This is a genomic window from Tepidanaerobacter acetatoxydans Re1 (assembly GCF_000328765.2).
Taxonomy (GTDB): Bacteria; Bacillota; Thermosediminibacteria; order Thermosediminibacterales; family Tepidanaerobacteraceae; genus Tepidanaerobacter; species Tepidanaerobacter acetatoxydans.
In genome coordinates this window covers 1,793,773-1,813,201 of record NC_019954.2, presented here as the reverse complement: position 1 = coordinate 1,813,201, position 19,429 = coordinate 1,793,773, and the positions used below count along the sequence as shown (strand labels likewise).

The following is a 19,429-nucleotide window of genomic DNA, read 5'->3' as shown; positions in this document are numbered from 1 at the left end:
GAAGGTTTGCAGCGAGGATTTCAAGGTTCTAAACTTTGAGAATCAACTATTATGTGATACCACTTCGGCCATACATGCATCATCTTATAATTTAACGGAAACTGATTTGATTAAAAAAACATTTAGGGTAGGTGAGGGCATCGTTGGGTCAGTGGCAAAGCAAGGTAAAGCCATACTTTTACAAGATGCCGAAAAGGACAGGCGCTATGTAATTTGTGTTCATGGAACAAAGTCGCAGATGACGATGCCGCTTAAGGCAGGCAGTGAAGTTTTAGGTGTTATTTTATTAGGAAGTTATGAAGTAGAAAAGTTTAAGAATAAAGATATCATTTTGCTGAATAATATTGCAGGTGAGATTGGGCTTGCTATAAACAATGTATGGCTGACCAGAAAATTAAAGGAAGAAAAGGAAAGCGTGGTAATTCTCTATGAAACGGCCAAACAATTGGCTGAAAGTATTGATTTAGATGATGTGGCCGAGATAGGGGTAAAAAGATGTCAGCTTAGCTATAATCGATGTTGATAATTTCAAAAAGTATAATGATCATTATGGGCATTTGGCCGGCGATTATTTATTATCAAAAATAGGAAATCTTATACAGGAAGACCTTCGCGGCAGTGATATTCTAGCACGCTATGGCGGCGATGAATTAGCGATTATACTGCCTGAAACAGGTGCCAAACAGGCTTTAGATATTCTTACGCGGATTAAAAACAAGATTGGTGATTACAGCTTTAGTCTGCAAGATTATAAAGCGGGTAAAGATGATGAGAATCCCGATGATTACGGCCAATACGAATATAAATCTGGATATGATATAATCAAGGAAAAGTTCTTTCGGTGGTTTACAAATAGAGGTTTAAATTTCAGTGATTTAAACAGCAATTTCGCCATGCAAGTGACAATAAGTGCCGGCATTTGTGAGCTTTACGATGAAATCGCAGATAAAAATGAATTAATTAAAAAAGCCGACCAAGCTCTACTGCAGGCCAAAAGAAACGGTAAAAATCGAATATGTTTGTGGGAATGATAATTTTCAGGGGCGGTTCTAAAATATGCATGCATATTTTAGAACCGCCCCTTATTTTTCCTAATTTATTCTTAAAAAATGGCTTGACTTTAGTTAGCTGGTCTGTTTTTCCGTTGTTTTTATATGCAATTTAGAAAATCGTTTTTTTAAAAACATATTGACAGTAGTATACTAATATGGTAGTATGTAAGTGAAAATATTCAGGTTATAATTAACTACCTGAAATATGTGAAGGTGAAAAAAATGAAACTTCGTATTTCTGACCTTAAAAACAAACACATTTGGCAGAACAAAGGTTATGAACTGCCTGACTTTGATATTGAGAAAGTAAAAGAAAATACACTAAAAGCCCCCATATGGCTGCACTTTGGAGCCGGCAACATATTCAGAGCGTTTCCCGCAGCATTACAACAGACCCTTCTTAACGAAGGCCTTTCAGACAAAGGCATTATCGTCTGCGAATCCTATGACGAAGAAATTATCGAAAAAGCATATGTACCTTTTGACAATCTGAGCTTGCTTGTTACATTAAAAGCCGATGGAACCGTAGACAAAAAAATAATAGCAAGCATAATCCATGCAATGGTTGCAGAAGACAGTATGGAAGAACTTGAAAAAATCTTTATATCCCCCACACTGCAAATGGTAAGTTTTACAATAACAGAAAAAGGATATTCACTAACCGATTCTAAAGGAAATTATTATCAGGATATTCTAGAAGATTTAAATATTTTCCCCCAAAACCCCAAAACCCTTATGGGAACAGTAACATACTTATGCTATAAGAGATACTTGGCAGGAAAACTTCCCATTGCATTAGTAAGCATGGACAACTGTTCCCATAACGGCTCTAAACTATATAGTGCTGTAAAAACCTTTGCCGACAACTGGGTAAAAAAAGGACAGATAGACAAAGGATTTTCAGATTACATATCAAACTCAAAATTCGTTTCATTCCCCTGGACCATGATAGATAAAATAACCCCCAGACCTTCGAAACAAGTAAAGGCCATGTTGGAAGCCGATGGCTTTGAAGATGCCGAAATCATAGCAACAGCAAAGCATACGTACATATCTTCTTTCGTAAATGCCGAACAAACCCAATACTTAGTAATAGAGGAGGCTTTTCCTAACTCAAGGCCGCCTTTGGAAAAAGCCGGTGCTATATTTACCGATAGGCAAACCGTAGACAAAGTTGAAAAAATGAAGGTCTGCACATGCTTAAATCCCCTGCATACAATACTTGCCATCTATGGCTGCCTCTTGGGATACAACTCGATAGCAGAGGAGATGAAGGATAAACATCTCAAGACATTTATAGAAAAAGCGGGTTATGAAGAAGGCCTTCCGGTAGTAGTAAATCCGGGCATAATTAAGCCGGAAGAGTTCTTAAGAGAGGTAATCGAAGAACGTTTTCCAAATCCATTTGTACCCGATACTCCACAACGAATAGCCTGTGACACATCCCAAAAAATTCCGGTACGCTTCGGCGAAACCCTCAAGGCATATATCTCAACCGGGAAGCGAGATATATCAACACTGACATATATACCGTTATTTTTTGCAGGCTGGTTAAGATACCTTATGGGAATAGACGATGAAGGAAAACCATTTGCCCCAAGCCCTGACCCCATGCTTGAAGTATTGCAGGGATATATAAAAGATATATCTTTGGGAGATAAAGGACCGTTTACGGATTCATTAAAGCCTATATTATCAAACAGCAGCATATTCGGCATAAATCTTTATGAATACAATCTGGCATCAAAGATAGAAAACATGTTTACAGAACTAGTGGCCGGTAAGGGGGCGGTAAGGAAGACGCTGGAGAAATACCTAGATTGAGCCCGAGTAAGTTAGATTAAACTAATAAATTTTTAATAATCTTTAACACTATTTGGAGGTTCAAATGAAGAAAAAGATACTAATTACTCCTAAATCGTTCTTTCGTGCAAGGAATAAAGCAGATGAAATTTTTAGCCAATTTGACCTTGATATAGTAGAAAACAATACCGGTAAAACACTGACAAAGCAACAAATGATCGAATTATGTTCGGATGTCGACGGCGTAATTGTAGGTCTTGATCCGATGGATGAAGAAGTAATCAGAAGCGCTAAAAATCTCAAGGCGATATCCAAGTATGGTGTTGGTCTTGACAATATTGATCTAAAGGTTGCGGAAGAATTAGGAATTAAAGTAAAAAAAGCAGAAGGCACTAATACCCGATCGGTAGCAGAACTTACCATAGGTTTGTTTTTCGCATTATCAAGAAGTATACCCAAGGCTGTTATAGATGTAAAAGACGGCAGGTGGGACAGGACAATCGGGACCGAGATCGGTGCAAAAGTGGTTGGAATTATAGGATTTGGCGCAATTGGCAGAGAAGTTGCAAAAATGTCGTCCGGCTTAGAAATGGAGATAATGGCCTATGACCCTTATTTTAATGATATAGAGCTTACAAGAGCAATGAATGTAAAAATGACAAATATAGATGAGATACTGGAAAAAGCTGATTTTGTAACGCTTCACTTACCATTAAACGAAGAAACGAACAAAATCATTAACAGTAAAACCTTGAGCAAGATGAAGCAAACCGCTTATCTGGTAAACACGGCAAGGGGTGAACTTGTAGATGAAGATGCATTATATGAGGCACTGAAAAATGGAATTATAGCCGGTGCAGCTCAAGATGTATTTTCGCAAGAACCACCGGATAAGCAAAATAAGCTACTCTCACTCAATAATTTTATTCTTACACCTCACATAGGTGCCTATACTAAGGAGGCAACTGAGCGGATGGTTGTAATTTCGGCAAAGAATCTAATTGAAATGTTATTTTAGATATGCCGAAATTATTCTCATAATCTTAAGGAGCGATGCTACTTGATTATATTGGCTTTAGAAACCAGTACTTCTGCATTAAAGGTAGCTGTATATTCCAGCAATAAAGGTTTCATGAATGTAAAAAACATTCCATACGACGAAAGCTTAAGTGATACAATTACACAAAATGCAGAAGGATTATACGATGCATTAATACTTGGAATAAAAGAAATATTGCAGTCATGTAAGTACCAAATTGATGCAATTAGTCTTAGCGGGATATGGCACAGTCTTTTACTGCTGGATAAGCATAGAAAGCCGATTACGCCGATATTTACATGGGCTGATACCCGTCCTATAGAAACAGTTGCAAAGTATCGAAAAAATGAGCAGCTTTGGCAAAGCTTCTATAATAAAACCGGGTGTACCATCCACAGTATATATCCTCTATGGAAAATCATTCATCTTAAAGAATCTCAACCCGAAATATTTTCTAAAGCAGCTTACTTTACATCGCAGTTAGAATATATCTTCGAACAACTGACAGGTGAATTCATCGAATCAAAGACAATAGCATCAGGTACCGGAATGTTTAATATACACACTCTAGACTGGGACGATGATATATTAAATTTTGCTGGCATAGACCGAGATATGTTGTGCAAATTACACGAGCCCACATATTCGGTACCACTAAAATCTAGTGTAGCTAAGTGCTTAAATCTGCCGAAAGGATTACCAGTAATAATCGGCGGTGCGGATGGTGCATTAAACCAGATAGGGGCAGGAGCATTAAAAAAAGGCATTATGACGCTGTCTGTTGGAACCAGTGGCGCACTGCGATTAGCTTATGACAAGCCTGTGTTATCTGAAAATACCTCTACTTGGTGCTATTATGCCTTACAAGGAAAACGGTTGGCCGGAGCTGCCACATCAGGTGCAGGCAACTGCTTGGAATGGTTTAAAAAGAAGGCTTACAGAGATTGCGGGTTCAGTTATAAAAAGCTAGATGAAAAAGCTGCTAAAACTGATATAGAAAAAGCTCCCATATTTCTACCCTTTTTGTATGGCGAAAGAAACCCCGGCTGGCAGGATAATAGACGAGCAAGCTTTATCGGCTTAAAAGGGTATCATGAAATAGGCGATTTATATCATGCGGTGCTTGAAGGAGTATTATTCAACCTTTATCAATGCTACGAGGCGCTAACCCAAATCACTGGGGAACCAGAGGAAATAAGGATTTCAGGCGGAATAGAGAACTCTCCTTTTTGGCTCCAAATGGCAGCAGACATATTCGGTCGTGATATCGTAACATCAGGTATACAACATATGTCTACAGTAGGTGCTGCGGTGCTAGCCTTAAATGCCTTAGGAGAGGTAAAAGACATAGAAAAATATGAGCCGACACACGGCAGAACTTATACACCTAATAAAAAGGCGAATAAAGCATACGAAAAAAGATACGAAACATACCTTGACTATTACCAAAGAACCGATGAAAAGAGGTGACATTTTGAAAAATATAATCTTAAAATCTGATAGTATTACTGATTTCCAGATAGATGAGGCTTTAAAAGAATCTATATCAAATCTAAACGGAAGAATAAAAAAGGTATTACTATTGCCGCCAGACTTTACCAGATATCATTCCAAAGCCGGGAAGATAACTCAGATGTATTATGATACATTAAGCAGAACTTGTCACGTGGATATAATGCCTGCCATAGGAACACATATGCCTATGACTGATATAGAAATAGAAAAAATGTACGGCAAATACATACCGAGAGAGAGATTTATAGTACATGATTGGAGAAATGATATTGTAAAAATCGGTGAAGTGCCGAGCCCATTCGTGAAAGAGGTTTCAGAAGGGCTATTGGACTTTTCGATAGATGTAGAAGTAAACCATCGACTGATAAGCCGAGAATATGATTTAATAATATCAATAGGTCAGGTAGTGCCGCATGAGGTAGTGGGTATGGCTAATTACAATAAAAATATATTCGTAGGATGCGGCGGAAAACATATGATAAACAGTTCTCACTTTCTAGGTGCGGTGTATGGCCTTGAAAGAATTATGGGTAAGGATCATTCCCCGGTTCGAAAGGTTTACGACTATGCAGAGGAGAACTTTTTTGCAGATGTACCTTTAATGTATGTTTTAACAGTTATATCCCAAGAGCAAGGTGAAAATCAATTATCCGGACTTTTTATAGGCCGTGAAAGAGCAGTTTTTGAAGAGGCGGTTAAGCTCAGTCAGGAAAAAAATATAGTATTTCTAAAAAAACCTCTTAAAAAAATAGTGGTATATCTTGATCCGGAAGAATTTAAAAGCACATGGGTGGGTAACAAGGCTGTCTACAGAAGCCGCATGGCTATAGAGGATAATGGGCATCTGATTATTGTTGCTCCGGGTGTCAAACAGTTTGGAGAGGATAAAGGTATTGATAATTTAATAAGAAAATATGGATATGTAGGCAGAGATAAGATACTTTCCTTAACACATGATAACGATGATTTACAGAATAATTTATCGGCTGCGGCTCACTTGATTCATGGTTCATCAGATGGTAGATTTAAAATAACCTATGCGACAGATAAGCTTTCAAAAACGGAAGTAGAAAGTGTTGGCTTTGAATATATGCCGCTTAAAGATGCCCTTAATAAATATGATATTAGCAAATTTAAGGATGGTTTTAATGTCGTAGAAACTGGTGAAGAAATATTCTATATAAGCAATCCGGCACTAGGATTATGGGCATATGAAAAAATTTTTGACTAAATTAATGATAAAAGATATGAGAGAACAGGAGTAGTAATTATGAATAAATCTGATATAGGCTTGATTGGACTTGCTGTCATGGGCCAAAATCTGGCACTAAATATCGAAAGAAACGGATATCAAATCTCTGTTTATAATAGAACTGCAGAAAAAACTAAAGAATTTTTGGAAACATCAGCTAAAGGTAGGAGCAGGATAAAGGGTGTTTTTTCCCTAGAGGAACTTGTGGCATCACTTAAAAAACCTCGTAAAATAATGCTTATGGTAAAGGCAGGAACTGCAGTTGATGCTGTAATACATCAATTAGTGCCTTTAATGGAAAAAGGAGATATTTTAATAGACGGTGGTAACTCTTACTTTAAAGATACAGTGCGTAGAGCAAGGGAACTTGAGCAAAAAGGAATACATTATATGGGTGTAGGAGTTTCCGGCGGTGAAGAAGGGGCACTGAAGGGTCCGAGTATTATGCCCGGTGGCTCGAAAGAGGCATGGGAACAAATATCGGACATCTTTATAAAGATATCTGCAAAAACACCTGGCGGAGCAGCTTGTTGTGACTATGTGGGACCGGATGGTGCAGGTCACTTTGTGAAGATGACTCATAACGGTATAGAATACAGTGATATGCAGCTTATTAGCGAAGCCTATTTTCTAATGAAAGAGTTGCTTGGCATGACTGCTCTTGAAATGAAAGAAATCTTTGCCGAGTGGAACCAAGGAGAACTTAATTCATATCTAATAGAAATAACCGCCGATATTTTAGGTAAAGTAGATGATAAAACAGGTAAGCCTTTGGTTGATGTAATACTTGATAAAGCAGGGCAAAAAGGCACCGGAAAATGGACATCACAAGAAGCTTTAGATATTGGCGTTTGCATACCTACTATAACAGAAGCGGTGTTTGCAAGATATATGTCCTCAGCCAAAGAGGAGCGGGTTGAGGCGTCTAAAATACTGAAAGGACCTTCTACATCTTTTAAAGGTGATAGGAAGCAATTTTTAGAAGACATAAGGAAGGCACTATATGCCTCAAAAATCTGTTCATATGCTCAGGGGTTTGATTTAATGGCAAAGGCGTCAGATATATACAATTGGGATCTGAATCTTGGCAATATAGCCTTACTTTGGAGGGGAGGCTGTATAATACGGGCACAGTTTTTAGAAAAAATCAAACAGACATATGATGAAAACCTGCAGCTCAAAAACTTAATGCTTGCACCATACTTTAACCAAAGCATAGAAAACTGCCAAGCAGCCTGGCGCAGTGTAGTAAGTACAGCGGCTCTTAATGGAATTCCCGTGCCCTCTTTTAGTTCTGCACTTGCATACTATGATTCCTATCGCAGACATACCTTACCTGCAAACCTGATTCAAGCCCAGAGGGACTATTTTGGTGCACATACTTATGAAAGAATAGATGAAGAAGGAATTTTTCATACGATTTGGATGTAATAATTTGAATCAAAATTTTAAATGATGTGAAAATGGCTTGACATAATACGAGTAGATATAGATAGAAATAAAAGGGGGCGGTTAAAAAACCACAGAAAAGAAGATCAAATATTTTAGTCTTAATACTACTTGGAGGTGAAGCTGTTTTTGTTCCAGGGGATGTATCAGATGTAAAATCTGCAGAAAGCATCATTGAAAAGGGAATAGAGGCTTTTGGAAAGATAGATATATTGGTTAACAATGCAGGCGTTGTGATACCGGGGAATTTGGAAAGCACGTCTGAAGAAGAGTTTGATTTAACTATGGATATAAATGTAAAAGGAACTTTTTTCATGTCTAAATTTGTATTGCCTCATATGAAGAAACAAGGCGGCGGCGTAATAGTCAATATGGGTTCGGTTGCAGCACTTAAAGGTCATGTGGATAGAGCAGCATATTGTGCATCAAAAGGAGCTGTTGTTGCATTATCTAGGGCTATGGCTGCAGATTATGTAAAAGATAATATTCGTGTTAATGTAGTTTGCCCGGGTACTACTTATACTCCTGCCATTAAAGAAAAAATTGCTACAGCCGAAGATCCTGCCGCAATGGAAGCGACTTTTATAGGGAGGCAACCTATGGGCAGACTTGGTCGCGTAGAGGAAATAGCTCATGCTGTATTGTTTGCTGCAAGCGATGAAGCTGCTTATATGACAGGTAGTATCATAGTTATTGATGGCGGCATGACTATGTAAAGCTACTGCTATTAGTTGCAATGCAAGAAGTTTAGGAAGAGTCATCCAAGTTAAGTAGCCGGCAAAATACTATTTGAGCAGCAGCTCAAAATAATTTTCATAGCAGTAAAAGGAGGAGGTGTAAGTCAAATTTAATAAATTTGTAGTAGATTAAGTATTGCAATAAAAATTAAAAAATTTAGAAAAAGGAAGTGAAAAATCGTATTTAGGAGGATGTTAGATTTATAGCTAAAAAATTCTCAAGGCAAAAATTATATAAAATACACCACTTTATAGCTCACAAATATCAACAAATTTATAAACTCAAGTCGTATTCCCTTAGAATGATTATTGTCGTAAACAAATTAAAAAGACAAATAAATAAAAATAAGGGGGAGGACCTTATATGTTAAAAAAATTAATAGTAAAACGCGGTTTTGCGATTGTTTTACTGGTTATCATGGGTTCCAGTTTATTGCTAGGAGGGTGTAATAATAAACCAGAGTCATATAAAATTGTACATTTGGCACCTCTTACAGGTGATGCATCGTTTCAAGGTCAAATTTTGGTAAATGCGGCTAAAATGGCAGTGGATGAAATAAATGAGAATGGCGGAATTAATGGTGTTCCAATAGAATATGTAACGGTTGATGAAACTTCAAGCACAACAACAGGGATTGAAGCAGTTCGTAAGGCTATTGCTTTAGAACCTGTAGCTGTTATAGGGCCTAACCGTTCAGGGACTATTCTTGCAGCAGAAGATTTATGGAGACAAGCTAAAATACCGTTTATTACAGATGGAACAAATGCCGATACCACTAAAAAAGGCAATCCTTATACCTTCCGAATCCAAATCCCATCAACCTATTGGATTCCGATTTTAGCTAAGACAGCTAAAGAACATTTCAATGTAACAAGACCTGCTGTCTTATACGGTAACAATGAGTATTCCAAAGGCCTTTGGGATGCTACCTTACCTGCGCTTGCGGAATACGGGCTTGAGCCGGTTACTATTCAAACATATAATGACGGTGACCGAGATTTTACGGCTCAACTCCTACAAATTAAGAATACCGGTGCAGACGCCTTGTTTCTATATGGTTATGAAGCAGAGCTTGGGCTAATTTTAAGACAACGGATGGAGCTAGGAATGGAAAATATGCTTGTATTTGGAGAACGCGGTTGTGCTTCTCCGGCTGTAGAGGAATTGGCAGGAACAGCTAATATTGAAGGATTAGTATGTAGCACAACATTTTCACAAGGAGATCCAGATCCTAAGCGTCAGGAGTTTATTAAGAAGTATGAGGAAAAATTTGAGGAGTCGCTTTCGCCAACTCATATTAACCATTATGATTCAATTTATATCTTGGCAGATATAATAGGCCGCGTTGGCGGAAATCGGGAAAAGATACGTGAAGAACTCTCAAAGCTTGATTATGAAGGTGTTCTTGCTCATTACCAAGCGGACAAGGAAGGCAATTTAGTTCATACAATTTACACCCAGATATTTAAGGATGGAAAATGGCAGTTGCTTTTAACAGAGGAGTATCCTGTAGAGCGCTAGCATTAATATATTGTTGTAATTAAGGAATGAGTTGGTCGCTAGCAATTTAATACAGAGGTAAGCCTGCTAGCGACCTTATTACCTACAACAATCAGAAGAGGTGTTGATATTTTGACAATTGCTACCTTATTTCAGCTTATTTTAAATGGTCTTGCTATGGGCGTTATTTACTCTTTACCAGCATTAGGCATATCCTTAATCTGGAACGCTTCAGGCTTGTTTAATTTTGCTCAAGGTGATTTGCTTACACTTGGCGGTTATCTCATGCTCTCGATTTTTGGTGCATTGAAAATACCATATATTCCTGCTTTTGTTACTGTTATAGTCATAATGGGACTGTTGGGATATATTCTGAGTCAAATCTACTTTTATCCTATGCTAGAGCAGGGAGTGAATCCACAGATCATTCTTATTGGTACGATAGCTCTTTCAGTGTTTATCCGTAATCTAATTCTGGTTATCTGGGGGTCGACGCCTAAGACCTATGCTAATCCCTTCGGTTCTAAAGTTATGCAGATTGGCAAATTATATTTGATGCCACATGTAATAGGGATTGTTATTATAGTAACTTTACTTCTCATATTACTGCAATATTTTCTTCGAGGAACAATGATTGGAACTGCTATGAGAGCTGTGGCACAGAACCAAACTGCATCTTGGTTAATGGGAATCAGGAATGATCGTATGATTGCATTAACTTTTCTGTTGAGTACGGCAATAGCTGCTGTTTCTGGAGTATTAATTTCTCCAATTATTCCACTAACTCCATCGATGGGGGGAATAATTGCGGTAAAAGCTATGTCTGCTGTAGTTATTGGTGGTCTTGGCAGCTTTACCGGAGCCTTAGTAGGGGGCATAGTAGTTGGCGTTGCAGAGACAATTTTTGCGACATTAGTTGATCCGGCATACCGCGATGTATTCACATTTGTTGTGCTTGTGATATTCCTCCTTTTTAGGCCGGGAGGAATCTTTAGAGCTCAAATTTCCGAGAAGGTTTAGGGGGTTTAATAATGTCAAAACTTATAGAGCTGCTGCGCAAGCATGTGCTATTAGTAATTGGAATAATTCTACTAATAGCACCACACATAACATCTCAATATGAATTCTATGTAGTACAACGGGGTGTGCAAAATGCAATACATGTGGTTGGCTTATTAATTCTAACCGGTTATGGCGGAATGTTATCAATGGGCAGTGCTGCACTTTTAGCTGTAGGTGCTTACGCCTATGGTATTCTTCTTGTTAAGTTTGGTTTATCTCCGTGGCTGGGGATGATATTAGCTACTGCTTTAACTACTATTATAGGGACAGGTTTAGCCTTTCCTTCTTTTAAGCTTTCAGGACCATTTCTAGTCATTACTACGATAGGTTTTGGCGAAATAGTACGCATCTTACTTCTCAATCTTGAGCCGATTACAGGAGGGGCATACGGATTATCTGGGTTTGCGAAACTGTTTCCCAACGTACAATGGGTTTATTACTTTATGGTTATTACATTAATATTTGTTATAATTGGAACGGAAAGAATAGGCAGATCTCGATTGGGCTTAGCATTAAAAGCAATTCGCCAAGATGAAGTTGTTGCCGAATCTATGGGAATTGATGTAAGACGCGCAAAGCTTGTTGCCTTCAGTTTATCCGCGATGTTAGCCGGTTTATCAGGGGTTTTCTTAGCCAATCTAACTGGGTACATGAGTCCGGACTCTTTTACATCGGCTGAGAGTACCACTTATTTATTGATGGTAGTAATGGGCGGTATGCAAAGTGTAATAGGAACCGTAATATCTGCGATTATACTTACTGGACTGCCTGAAGTTTTGAGGTTTTTATCTAGTAGTCGTTTGTTAGTTTATTCACTAATTTTATTAATCTACCTTCGATTAAACTGGGTGAAATCCGACAATGCATTTCTCAAATTACTTAAAAGTATAACAAAAAGGTTTGGAATGTACACAAGCTCGACTGAACCAGGGAATAGGAGTTGATTGTAATGAACGCCGAAAAAAATGATGATAATTTAGTACTAAAAGCTGAATGTATTACTAAGCGTTTTGGTGGACTAGTAGCGGTAGACAAGCTAAATATAAACGTTTATGACGGCCAGATTTGTGCATTAATCGGTCCTAATGGGTCGGGAAAAACTACAGCAATCAACCTTATTACTGGTATTTACAATGTTGACGAAGGAATTATCGAATTTCTAGGACAGCCGATACAAGGCCTCATGCCGCACTCTATTTCTTGGATGGGAATAGCCCGCACCTTCCAAAATATACGAATTTTAGGCTCGCAAACGGTATTTGAAAATGCATTACTAGGTAAAGGCTATGGTAATGGTGGTGCGAGTATTATTCATACTGTTTTGAACTCAGCTTCATATCGCAGGGAGGTTGTTGCTAGTACAAAAGAAGTAGATGAAGTCTTAGACTTTGTGGGACTAAGCGATTTGAGCAATGAGAAAGCGTGCAATCTCCCGTATGGCAAACAGCGAATTCTTGAAATTGCAAGGGCGCTTATTACTAAACCAAAACTACTTTTACTTGATGAACCAGCAGCTGGACTAAATTCCCAAGAAATACAAGATTTGACGGAATTAGTTAAAAAAATTAATAAGCAGGGCATCTCAATTCTGCTTATAGAGCACCGCATGGAAGTTGTAGGTAAACTTGCGGACTGGGTATTCGTTATTAATCACGGTAGCAAAATTGCCGAAGGTACCTTTGATGTTATTAAAAAGAATCCGGTCGTAATTGAGGCTTACCTAGGCAGAGGAGGTCGCTAAATTTGCTCAAAATTTATGAACTTACAGTGGCTTATTCTACAGTTCCGGTATTACACGGAATTGATCTTGAAGTTCCGCAAAACAAGATTGTCGCTTTGCTTGGGGCAAATGGTGCAGGTAAATCCACAATTTTAAAGTCAATATCAGGCTTGATTAAACCTATATCTGGTCGAATTGAATTTTGCGGACAATCTATAGCAGGTCTACGCCCGGATGAAATCGTAAAACTAGGAGTAGCACATGTTCCGGAAGGTCGTCTGGTATTTCCTGGTTTAACTGTAGCAGATAACTTAAAAATTGGAACATATTCCCGTAAATACTCGAAAAACAAGCTAAAAGCTAATATGGAAAAAGCCTATGAGCTATTTCCCAGGCTAGCTGAACGTCGCAATCAATTAGCAGGTACAATGTCTGGTGGAGAACAGCAGATGCTAGCTATAGCAAGAGCGATCATGTCGGAACCCAGGCTTTTGATGTTAGATGAGCCATCCTTGGGTCTTGCACCGGTGATTGTGGATTTGATAATGGATAAGATTAAAGAAATAAATGAACAGGGTACTACAATACTGCTTATTGAACAAAATGCGGAGCTTGCACTTGCTATATCTGATTACGCCTATGTAATGAGCGTCGGAGAGTTAGTGCTATCTGGCGAAAGCCGCGAAGTTGCTAAAGATAAATCTATGCTTGACGCGTATCTTGGCGGTGAAAAATAGCCAAGTTAGCTGCGATAAATAATATATGACGAAAGAAGGGAAGAACGCGTATGAAGAAGATTAAGATTGGTCTTGTGGGAGCGGGATTTGTATCTCACATACACATGGACGCATATAATCAAGTAATTGGGATTCCTATTGAGGTGTTAGGTGTTTTCTCGCGAACGAAAGAGAAAGCGGAATGTTTTGCAAAACAATATGGGATAGTTCGGGTCTATGATGACTATCAGCAGATGCTCAATGATAAAGACATTGACATAGTGGATATATGTGCCCCGAATATACATCACAGACAACTGTGCATTGATGCTGCAAAGGCAGGAAAGCATATTGTATGTGAAAAACCTTTGACAGGTGCTTTCGGGGAAGGTTTTAAAGGTAATGTGGACCAAACAGGGCATATTCCAAAACTGCATATGTACAAAGAGGCCATGGATAATGCCAATGCTATTCTGGCTGAAGCCAAACGCAATAATGTGAAGATCTGTTATGCTGAAGACTTTATCTATGCACCGCCGGTTGCAAAAGCAAAGCGGCTTTTGAAACAAAGTGAAGGTGCAATTCTTGAGATTAGGTCTGAAGAAAGTCACAGCGGTTCTCATGCAGCCTATTCGAGGCATTGGAATCTTGCGGGGGGTGGATCTCTGCTGAGGCTGGGTTCACATCCTTTGGGTTTAGTTATACATCTTAAACACTTTGAGGGCAACCTAAGGCAAGGAAAGCCCATTCATGTAAAATCAGTAGTAGCAGATGTAGGCAACCTTACACGTACAGAAACTTTTAAAAACTTGTCCGCTCGATGGATTGTAGATGAATGGAAAGATGTAGAAGACTGGGCTACTGTAATTATTACTTTTGAGGACGGTACTAAGGCATTGGTAAAGTCTAATGATACAACATTAGGCGGCGTTGTAAATACACTTGATGTTTATACTACGAATTGTGTGATTAAATGCAACATGGCATCTAATGATTCGGTTAAAGCATATGCACCTGCAAATGAAATATTTGGTAATGAATATATTTCAGAAAAGATAGAAACAAAGGCAGGTTGGACTTTCCCGTCACCGGATGAAGATTGGATGCGCGGTTATCCTCAGGAGATGCAAGACTTTGCAGAGGCGGTTTATTACGATCGTGAACCTATTTCCAATGGTGAGCTTGGTCGGCAGGTTGTTCAGGTTATTTATGCGGCGTATCTAAGCGCAGAACAGGGCCGGCGAATAGATTTAGAAGAACTGGATGCAAGCATCAATGATTCCAAAGGGAGTAAAAAAATTAATATATAGCTTAGAGCTAACATTTTATCATTTTATTTTTGTATATGTTTGAAGTTTAAGGTTAATCAAAAGTTTGCTCAATTTTATATATTTATTATTATAGGGGAGGAATAGTAATGAAGGCAGCTGTAAAGAATGATGACTCTAAAAGGTTAGTAATAATGGATGTTCCCATTCCGGAACCCAAGCCGTATGAAGCATTGGTAAAGGTAAAAACAATAGGATTATGTGGGACTGATGTTGCTATTAGAAATAATACATTTATGGGGCGACATGGTAGAGTAAAAACCCCAATAATCCCCGGGCATGAACTATGCGGTGAGGTCGTTGCTGTTGGCTCGCAAGTGCGTAAAGTAAAAGTCGGAGATCGTGTTACATCAAGTGCAATTCGTGGTTGCGGACAATGTTATGCTTGTCGTACGGGAGTATTGAATAGGTGTCGCAAATGGGAGCATATAGGTATAGACTTACCCGGGAGTTTTGCAGAATATGTGGCTATAGATGAAGATATTTTGTTTCAAGTACCCGATTTTGTTTCTGATGACCATGCTGCGATTTTAGAACCTGCTACTACCGCTGCAAGAGCAGTTAGGACAAATAAGATTACGCCGGGCAGCTTTATTGTAATGTTTGGTCCAGGGTCATTTGGTCTGCTTATTATGCAAACAATGCTTGCAACTTCACCTGTGCGCTTAGTAATGGTTGGTTTAAGTTCTGATAGCGAACGATTAAAGCTTGCGTTGGAGTTGGGTGCTACTGATGTAATTCAAAGCGATATTGAAGATCCTATTGAAAAAATAAATGAAATGACCGGTGGAAAGGGTGCTGATGTAGTTGTTGAAGCTACAGGAAACACCGAAGCTGTAACCCAGGCAATAGAGGTTGCTGCGGCAGGCGGACTGATTCTCATGGGTGGAAGCGGCTTTGGCGGTAAAGAGGTCAGTTTTAAACCATGGAATGTTGTACGTGATGAGAAACAGCTGAAGGGTCTGCAGGGATTTGAATGGGCTGATTATTTATTAGCATTGGATTTGTATGCTTCAGGCAAATTAAAGCTAGCACCCATGATTAGCAAAAAACAACCATTAGATGAGGTTAATGAGGCATGTGAGCTGGTAGAGGCTAAAAAAGCTTTGAAGATTATATTAATTCCATGAATGTAAAATGTAAATGGAGGTATTTTTGATGAGTTGGACTAAAGCGGAATTTGAAACGAAACTGTTTAGGATACGTACATTAATGGACAGAAAAGATATTAAAGTTTTATCTATCAGTGATGCCATCAATTTTCTATGGCTTACAGGGGGGAGGCCTTATATTGGAATTACCTCACCCAAGGCATGCGCAGAAATATTAATTACTCAAGATAATGTTTATTTACTTTCAAATAATATAGAGGCGCAAAGGCTAATACAAGAAGAACTGAATGGTCTTCCTATAGAAGTGGTGGAATTTCCTTGGTGGGAACCCAAGGGACGTCAAACGTCATTGGACGAAATTTCAAGAGGGAAAAAGGTGTTTATTGATACCGACTTAGGGGAAGAATTAACGCAATTACGGTGGGATCTGCTTCCCGAAGAGCAGAAAAGATATATGGAAACAGGAATTTGTGCATCGAAAATCCTTGAGAAGGTGGCTTTTAGTGTAAAGCCTGGTGACACTGAAATAGAAGTTTCTAGAATGATCAAAAAAATTTCGGCGGAATATGATTTTTACCCGTTTGTAAATCTTGTAGCTTCTGATGAAAGAGCTTATAAATATAGACATCCGTTACCAACGGAAAAGCCAATAGAAAAATATGTTCTTCTTGCAGTTTCCGGTCATAAATACGGTCTGATGACTTCTCTGACACGTTTAGTTTGTTTTGGGGAAATTCCCGAAGATTTAAGAGAACGCCATCAAGCGGTACTAAAAGTTGATGTTGCTTTTATAGATGCAACAAAACCAGGACGCAAAGTAAAAGATATATTCGAAGAAGGTAAAAAAGCCTACAAAGAAGTAGGATTTGGTAATGAATGGCATTATCATCATCAGGGAGGAATGGCTGGATACAATTCTAGAGAGTTTAGAGCTACTTCTTATAGTGATGTAACAGTAGCCGTAAATCAAGCTTATGCATGGAATCCGAGTATTGCAGGAACAAAATCAGAGGATACGATTCTAATAACTGAAGACGGTGCTGAAATTATAACTAAAACGCTCGAATACCCCTTAACAGAAATTGAGTTTAGAGGAGTTTCTATGCTCAGGCCAGATATTTTAGTAAGGTGAAGTAAATTTTAGAAATAAAGGAGGCAGGCATATGCAATATTTGTATCCAAATCAAGATTTAACTGGTTATAGGCAAATAGTAAAAGTTGGAGAAGATCTCGAATTTTGCGGGTTTGAATTGCTAAGATTAGATGCTGGAAAAAGCTTTGAATCAGAAACTTTAGATGAAGAAGCTGTTCTGGTTATTCTATCGGGTAAGTGTGATATTTCAGTAAATAAGAAGGAATATACTAATTTGGGTGTGCGAAAGGACGTATTTTCCGGTAATCCAACTTCTGTTTACGTTCCTGTTAAAAGTTCATTTAAAATCAGAGAAGCGCAAGGCTTATTCGCGGAAGTCGCTATTGTAACAGCTAAAGCAGAAAAACAATTTGAGCCTTTTATTGTAATGCCGGAAGATGTAGTTTGCAATAATCGTGGTATATTAAACTATAAGCGAGATGTAAGAGATATTATAGTAGCTAATGGTGAGGGAAAGGTTCATCGTATCATAGTTGGTGAAACAATAAACTATCCTGGTCATTGGTCTGGGTACCCATCGCATAAACATGATGTTTATAATCCTCCTTATGAAACTAAAATGGAAGAAATATATCATTTCAGGATAAAACCTGAAGGTGGATTCGGAGTTCAGGTAATGTATAATGAGGATCTTTCCTTAAGGAAGGCTTACTTAATAAAAGACGGAGATACTGTAATATTGCCGGAAGGGTATCATCCGATTGCAGCTGCTCCTGGGTTTCAGGTGTATTACCTTTGGGTAATGGCAGGCGAACATGGGAGAAAACTTTTACCTAGGGAAGACTCCAAACTTTCATGGCTGAACAATGTAGGTCCTTTAATAAAATAAAATATTATAATGTAATTACGTAAAATTTTGTCCTACCTACTAAGTGTTTTAAAATCTCATGCATCAGTGCAGTAAATTTTATTGACATCCATGCTATTGACTTTTTATGGGCTTATACAATATAATATCAAAAGAGTAGGAGAAAGTTTGGGGAAATTATGTTTGAAAAGCTAGAAAGACTTCAAAGAGAATATGCAAGAGAATATGTAATAAGAGTTTTGCGCCATAACATTATAAATATGAATCTCAAACCAGGACAATTAGTTAGTGAAAATGAAATTGCAGAAAAATTAGGAGTTAGCCGTACCCCAGTCAGAGAAGCTTTTATAGAGCTTTCCAGATCATCGTTGGTTGAGATATATCCTCAAAAGGGAACTTGTATTTCACCTATTGATATGGATATTGTTGAGGAATCTCGCTTTATGAGATGTGTTATGGAAAAAGCCGTTGTCCAATTCTGTTGCGATGTCCTTTCAAAATCTGATATTGTTATTTTGGAAGAGAATCTTCGGCTACAAGATTTCTGTGTTGAGGATAAAGATTATAAACGTTTGCTGTCATTAGATAATAGCTTCCACGAACTATTGTTCAGATCATGTCAAAAGGAAATGACCTTTAATCTGATTAAAAGCGCATTGGCTCAGTTTGACAGGGTACGCATTTTGAATTTCGCAGAAATGGATATGCAAATAACTGTCGATGAACATAAAAAAATATTGCGGGCTATAAAGAACAAAGATAAAGAAGTGGCGTCAGACCTTATGGAAAAGCACCTTACCAGGATTATTTTTGATATGTCTTACCTTATGGAAAAGCATCCAGAATATTTCAAGAGAACTTCGATCCAAGCTGAATACTTAGCTGAGAGAACATAAGAAATATACATTATTTTTATTACCTATTGGCAATGAGAGGATTAAGCTATCTAAAATAATACACAAAAAAAGTAAAGTATTGAAAATCACAGAAATATCTGTTATAATAAATACAAATAAATATTTAAGTTTTTAACCAGCGTGTTACTGTTTTGCAGGCATGAGCTGGGAAAGGATTTTATTTTCCTTTCTCAGCTCTTTTATTTTTCTAACAAATATAGCAGCCTAATAAATGTTATTTATGCAGCATTTTTTGATAAAAAAAATAATGGGAGGTGAAAGCTAT

Annotated in this window: 18 protein-coding genes; all 18 read left to right on the top strand. The window is 38.1% G+C overall.

Annotated elements, in window-relative coordinates; translation table 11 throughout:
- Positions 1 to 70: 70 nt before the first annotated feature.
- The 18 genes from TEPIRE1_RS08760 (at position 71) to TEPIRE1_RS08675 (ending at position 19,143) form a co-directional block, all read left to right on the top strand.
- Positions 71 to 523, top strand: coding sequence for a GAF domain-containing protein (locus TEPIRE1_RS08760; protein ID WP_081460120.1), 453 nt, complete (start codon positions 71 to 73; stop codon positions 521 to 523).
- Positions 510 to 1,031, top strand: coding sequence for a GGDEF domain-containing protein (locus TEPIRE1_RS08755; protein WP_331704469.1), 522 nt, complete (start codon positions 510 to 512; stop codon positions 1,029 to 1,031). Before TEPIRE1_RS08760 ends, TEPIRE1_RS08755 begins: the two co-directional genes overlap by 14 nt.
- A 243-nt stretch (positions 1,032 to 1,274) precedes the next feature.
- On the top strand, positions 1,275 to 2,876 hold the full coding sequence (locus tag TEPIRE1_RS08750) for a mannitol dehydrogenase family protein (protein ID WP_013778809.1): 1,602 nt from the start codon (positions 1,275 to 1,277) through the stop codon (positions 2,874 to 2,876).
- A 64-nt stretch (positions 2,877 to 2,940) separates the two neighbouring features.
- Positions 2,941 to 3,873 (top strand): phosphoglycerate dehydrogenase, encoded by a 933-nt coding sequence (locus TEPIRE1_RS08745; RefSeq protein WP_013778808.1) that lies wholly within the window; start codon positions 2,941 to 2,943, stop codon positions 3,871 to 3,873.
- Between the two features lie 42 nt (positions 3,874 to 3,915).
- Positions 3,916 to 5,364, top strand: a complete 1,449-nt coding sequence (locus tag TEPIRE1_RS08740; RefSeq protein WP_013778807.1) for a gluconokinase — start codon at positions 3,916 to 3,918, stop codon at positions 5,362 to 5,364.
- Positions 5,365 to 5,368: 4 nt separating this feature from the next.
- Complete coding sequence (locus TEPIRE1_RS08735; RefSeq protein ID WP_013778806.1) at positions 5,369 to 6,640, top strand: nickel-dependent putative hexonate epimerase; 1,272 nt, start codon at positions 5,369 to 5,371, stop codon at positions 6,638 to 6,640.
- Between the two features lie 39 nt (positions 6,641 to 6,679).
- On the top strand, positions 6,680 to 8,092 hold the full coding sequence (gene gndA, locus TEPIRE1_RS08730) for an NADP-dependent phosphogluconate dehydrogenase (RefSeq protein WP_013778805.1): 1,413 nt from the start codon (positions 6,680 to 6,682) through the stop codon (positions 8,090 to 8,092).
- Between the two features lie 110 nt (positions 8,093 to 8,202).
- Positions 8,203 to 8,826, top strand: coding sequence for an SDR family NAD(P)-dependent oxidoreductase (locus TEPIRE1_RS08725; RefSeq protein WP_081460119.1), 624 nt, complete (start codon positions 8,203 to 8,205; stop codon positions 8,824 to 8,826).
- 385 nt (positions 8,827 to 9,211) lie between these two features.
- Complete coding sequence (locus tag TEPIRE1_RS08720) at positions 9,212 to 10,369, top strand: ABC transporter substrate-binding protein (protein WP_013778804.1); 1,158 nt, start codon at positions 9,212 to 9,214, stop codon at positions 10,367 to 10,369.
- A gap of 111 nt (positions 10,370 to 10,480) precedes the next feature.
- Complete coding sequence (locus TEPIRE1_RS08715; RefSeq protein WP_013778803.1) at positions 10,481 to 11,368, top strand: branched-chain amino acid ABC transporter permease; 888 nt, start codon at positions 10,481 to 10,483, stop codon at positions 11,366 to 11,368.
- 11 nt (positions 11,369 to 11,379) lie between these two features.
- A complete protein-coding gene (locus TEPIRE1_RS08710; RefSeq protein ID WP_013778802.1) occupies positions 11,380 to 12,354 on the top strand; it encodes a branched-chain amino acid ABC transporter permease in 975 nt (324 codons plus the stop codon).
- A 5-nt stretch (positions 12,355 to 12,359) separates the two neighbouring features.
- Positions 12,360 to 13,151 (top strand): ABC transporter ATP-binding protein, encoded by a 792-nt coding sequence (locus TEPIRE1_RS08705; protein ID WP_013778801.1) that lies wholly within the window; start codon positions 12,360 to 12,362, stop codon positions 13,149 to 13,151.
- A 2-nt stretch (positions 13,152 to 13,153) separates the two neighbouring features.
- The gene (locus tag TEPIRE1_RS08700; protein ID WP_013778800.1) at positions 13,154 to 13,867 is read left to right on the top strand and encodes an ABC transporter ATP-binding protein; all 714 of its coding nucleotides are present in this window, start codon (positions 13,154 to 13,156) and stop codon (positions 13,865 to 13,867) included.
- A gap of 50 nt (positions 13,868 to 13,917) precedes the next feature.
- A complete protein-coding gene (locus TEPIRE1_RS08695) occupies positions 13,918 to 15,156 on the top strand; it encodes a Gfo/Idh/MocA family protein (protein ID WP_013778799.1) in 1,239 nt (412 codons plus the stop codon).
- A gap of 107 nt (positions 15,157 to 15,263) precedes the next feature.
- Positions 15,264 to 16,304, top strand: coding sequence for a zinc-dependent alcohol dehydrogenase (locus TEPIRE1_RS08690; RefSeq protein ID WP_013778798.1), 1,041 nt, complete (start codon positions 15,264 to 15,266; stop codon positions 16,302 to 16,304).
- 28 nt (positions 16,305 to 16,332) lie between these two features.
- Positions 16,333 to 17,418 carry a M24 family metallopeptidase gene (locus TEPIRE1_RS08685; protein WP_013778797.1) on the top strand — a complete coding sequence of 362 codons (1,086 nt, stop codon included), beginning with the start codon at positions 16,333 to 16,335 and terminating at the stop codon, positions 17,416 to 17,418.
- 31 nt (positions 17,419 to 17,449) lie between these two features.
- A complete protein-coding gene (gene iolB, locus TEPIRE1_RS08680; protein WP_013778796.1) occupies positions 17,450 to 18,268 on the top strand; it encodes a 5-deoxy-glucuronate isomerase in 819 nt (272 codons plus the stop codon).
- Between the two features lie 158 nt (positions 18,269 to 18,426).
- Positions 18,427 to 19,143, top strand: coding sequence for a GntR family transcriptional regulator (locus tag TEPIRE1_RS08675; protein ID WP_013778795.1), 717 nt, complete (start codon positions 18,427 to 18,429; stop codon positions 19,141 to 19,143).
- The last annotated feature ends 286 nt before the right edge of the window (positions 19,144 to 19,429 follow it).

Excerpts from the sequence above, each read along its gene's own strand:
- TEPIRE1_RS08685 (WP_013778797.1), top strand. The coding sequence starts at position 16,333 with ATGAGTTGGACTAAAGCGGAATTTGAAACGAAACTGTTTAGGATACGT.
- TEPIRE1_RS08750 (WP_013778809.1), top strand. The coding sequence starts at position 1,275 with ATGAAACTTCGTATTTCTGACCTTAAAAACAAACACATTTGGCAGAAC.
- TEPIRE1_RS08720 (WP_013778804.1), top strand. The coding sequence starts at position 9,212 with ATGTTAAAAAAATTAATAGTAAAACGCGGTTTTGCGATTGTTTTACTG.
- TEPIRE1_RS08675 (WP_013778795.1), top strand. The coding sequence starts at position 18,427 with ATGTTTGAAAAGCTAGAAAGACTTCAAAGAGAATATGCAAGAGAATAT.
- gndA (WP_013778805.1), top strand. The coding sequence starts at position 6,680 with ATGAATAAATCTGATATAGGCTTGATTGGACTTGCTGTCATGGGCCAA.
- TEPIRE1_RS08690 (WP_013778798.1), top strand. The coding sequence starts at position 15,264 with ATGAAGGCAGCTGTAAAGAATGATGACTCTAAAAGGTTAGTAATAATG.
- TEPIRE1_RS08745 (WP_013778808.1), top strand. The coding sequence starts at position 2,941 with ATGAAGAAAAAGATACTAATTACTCCTAAATCGTTCTTTCGTGCAAGG.
- iolB (WP_013778796.1), top strand. The coding sequence starts at position 17,450 with ATGCAATATTTGTATCCAAATCAAGATTTAACTGGTTATAGGCAAATA.
- TEPIRE1_RS08705 (WP_013778801.1), top strand. The coding sequence starts at position 12,360 with ATGAACGCCGAAAAAAATGATGATAATTTAGTACTAAAAGCTGAATGT.
- TEPIRE1_RS08695 (WP_013778799.1), top strand. The coding sequence starts at position 13,918 with ATGAAGAAGATTAAGATTGGTCTTGTGGGAGCGGGATTTGTATCTCAC.
- TEPIRE1_RS08710 (WP_013778802.1), top strand. The coding sequence starts at position 11,380 with ATGTCAAAACTTATAGAGCTGCTGCGCAAGCATGTGCTATTAGTAATT.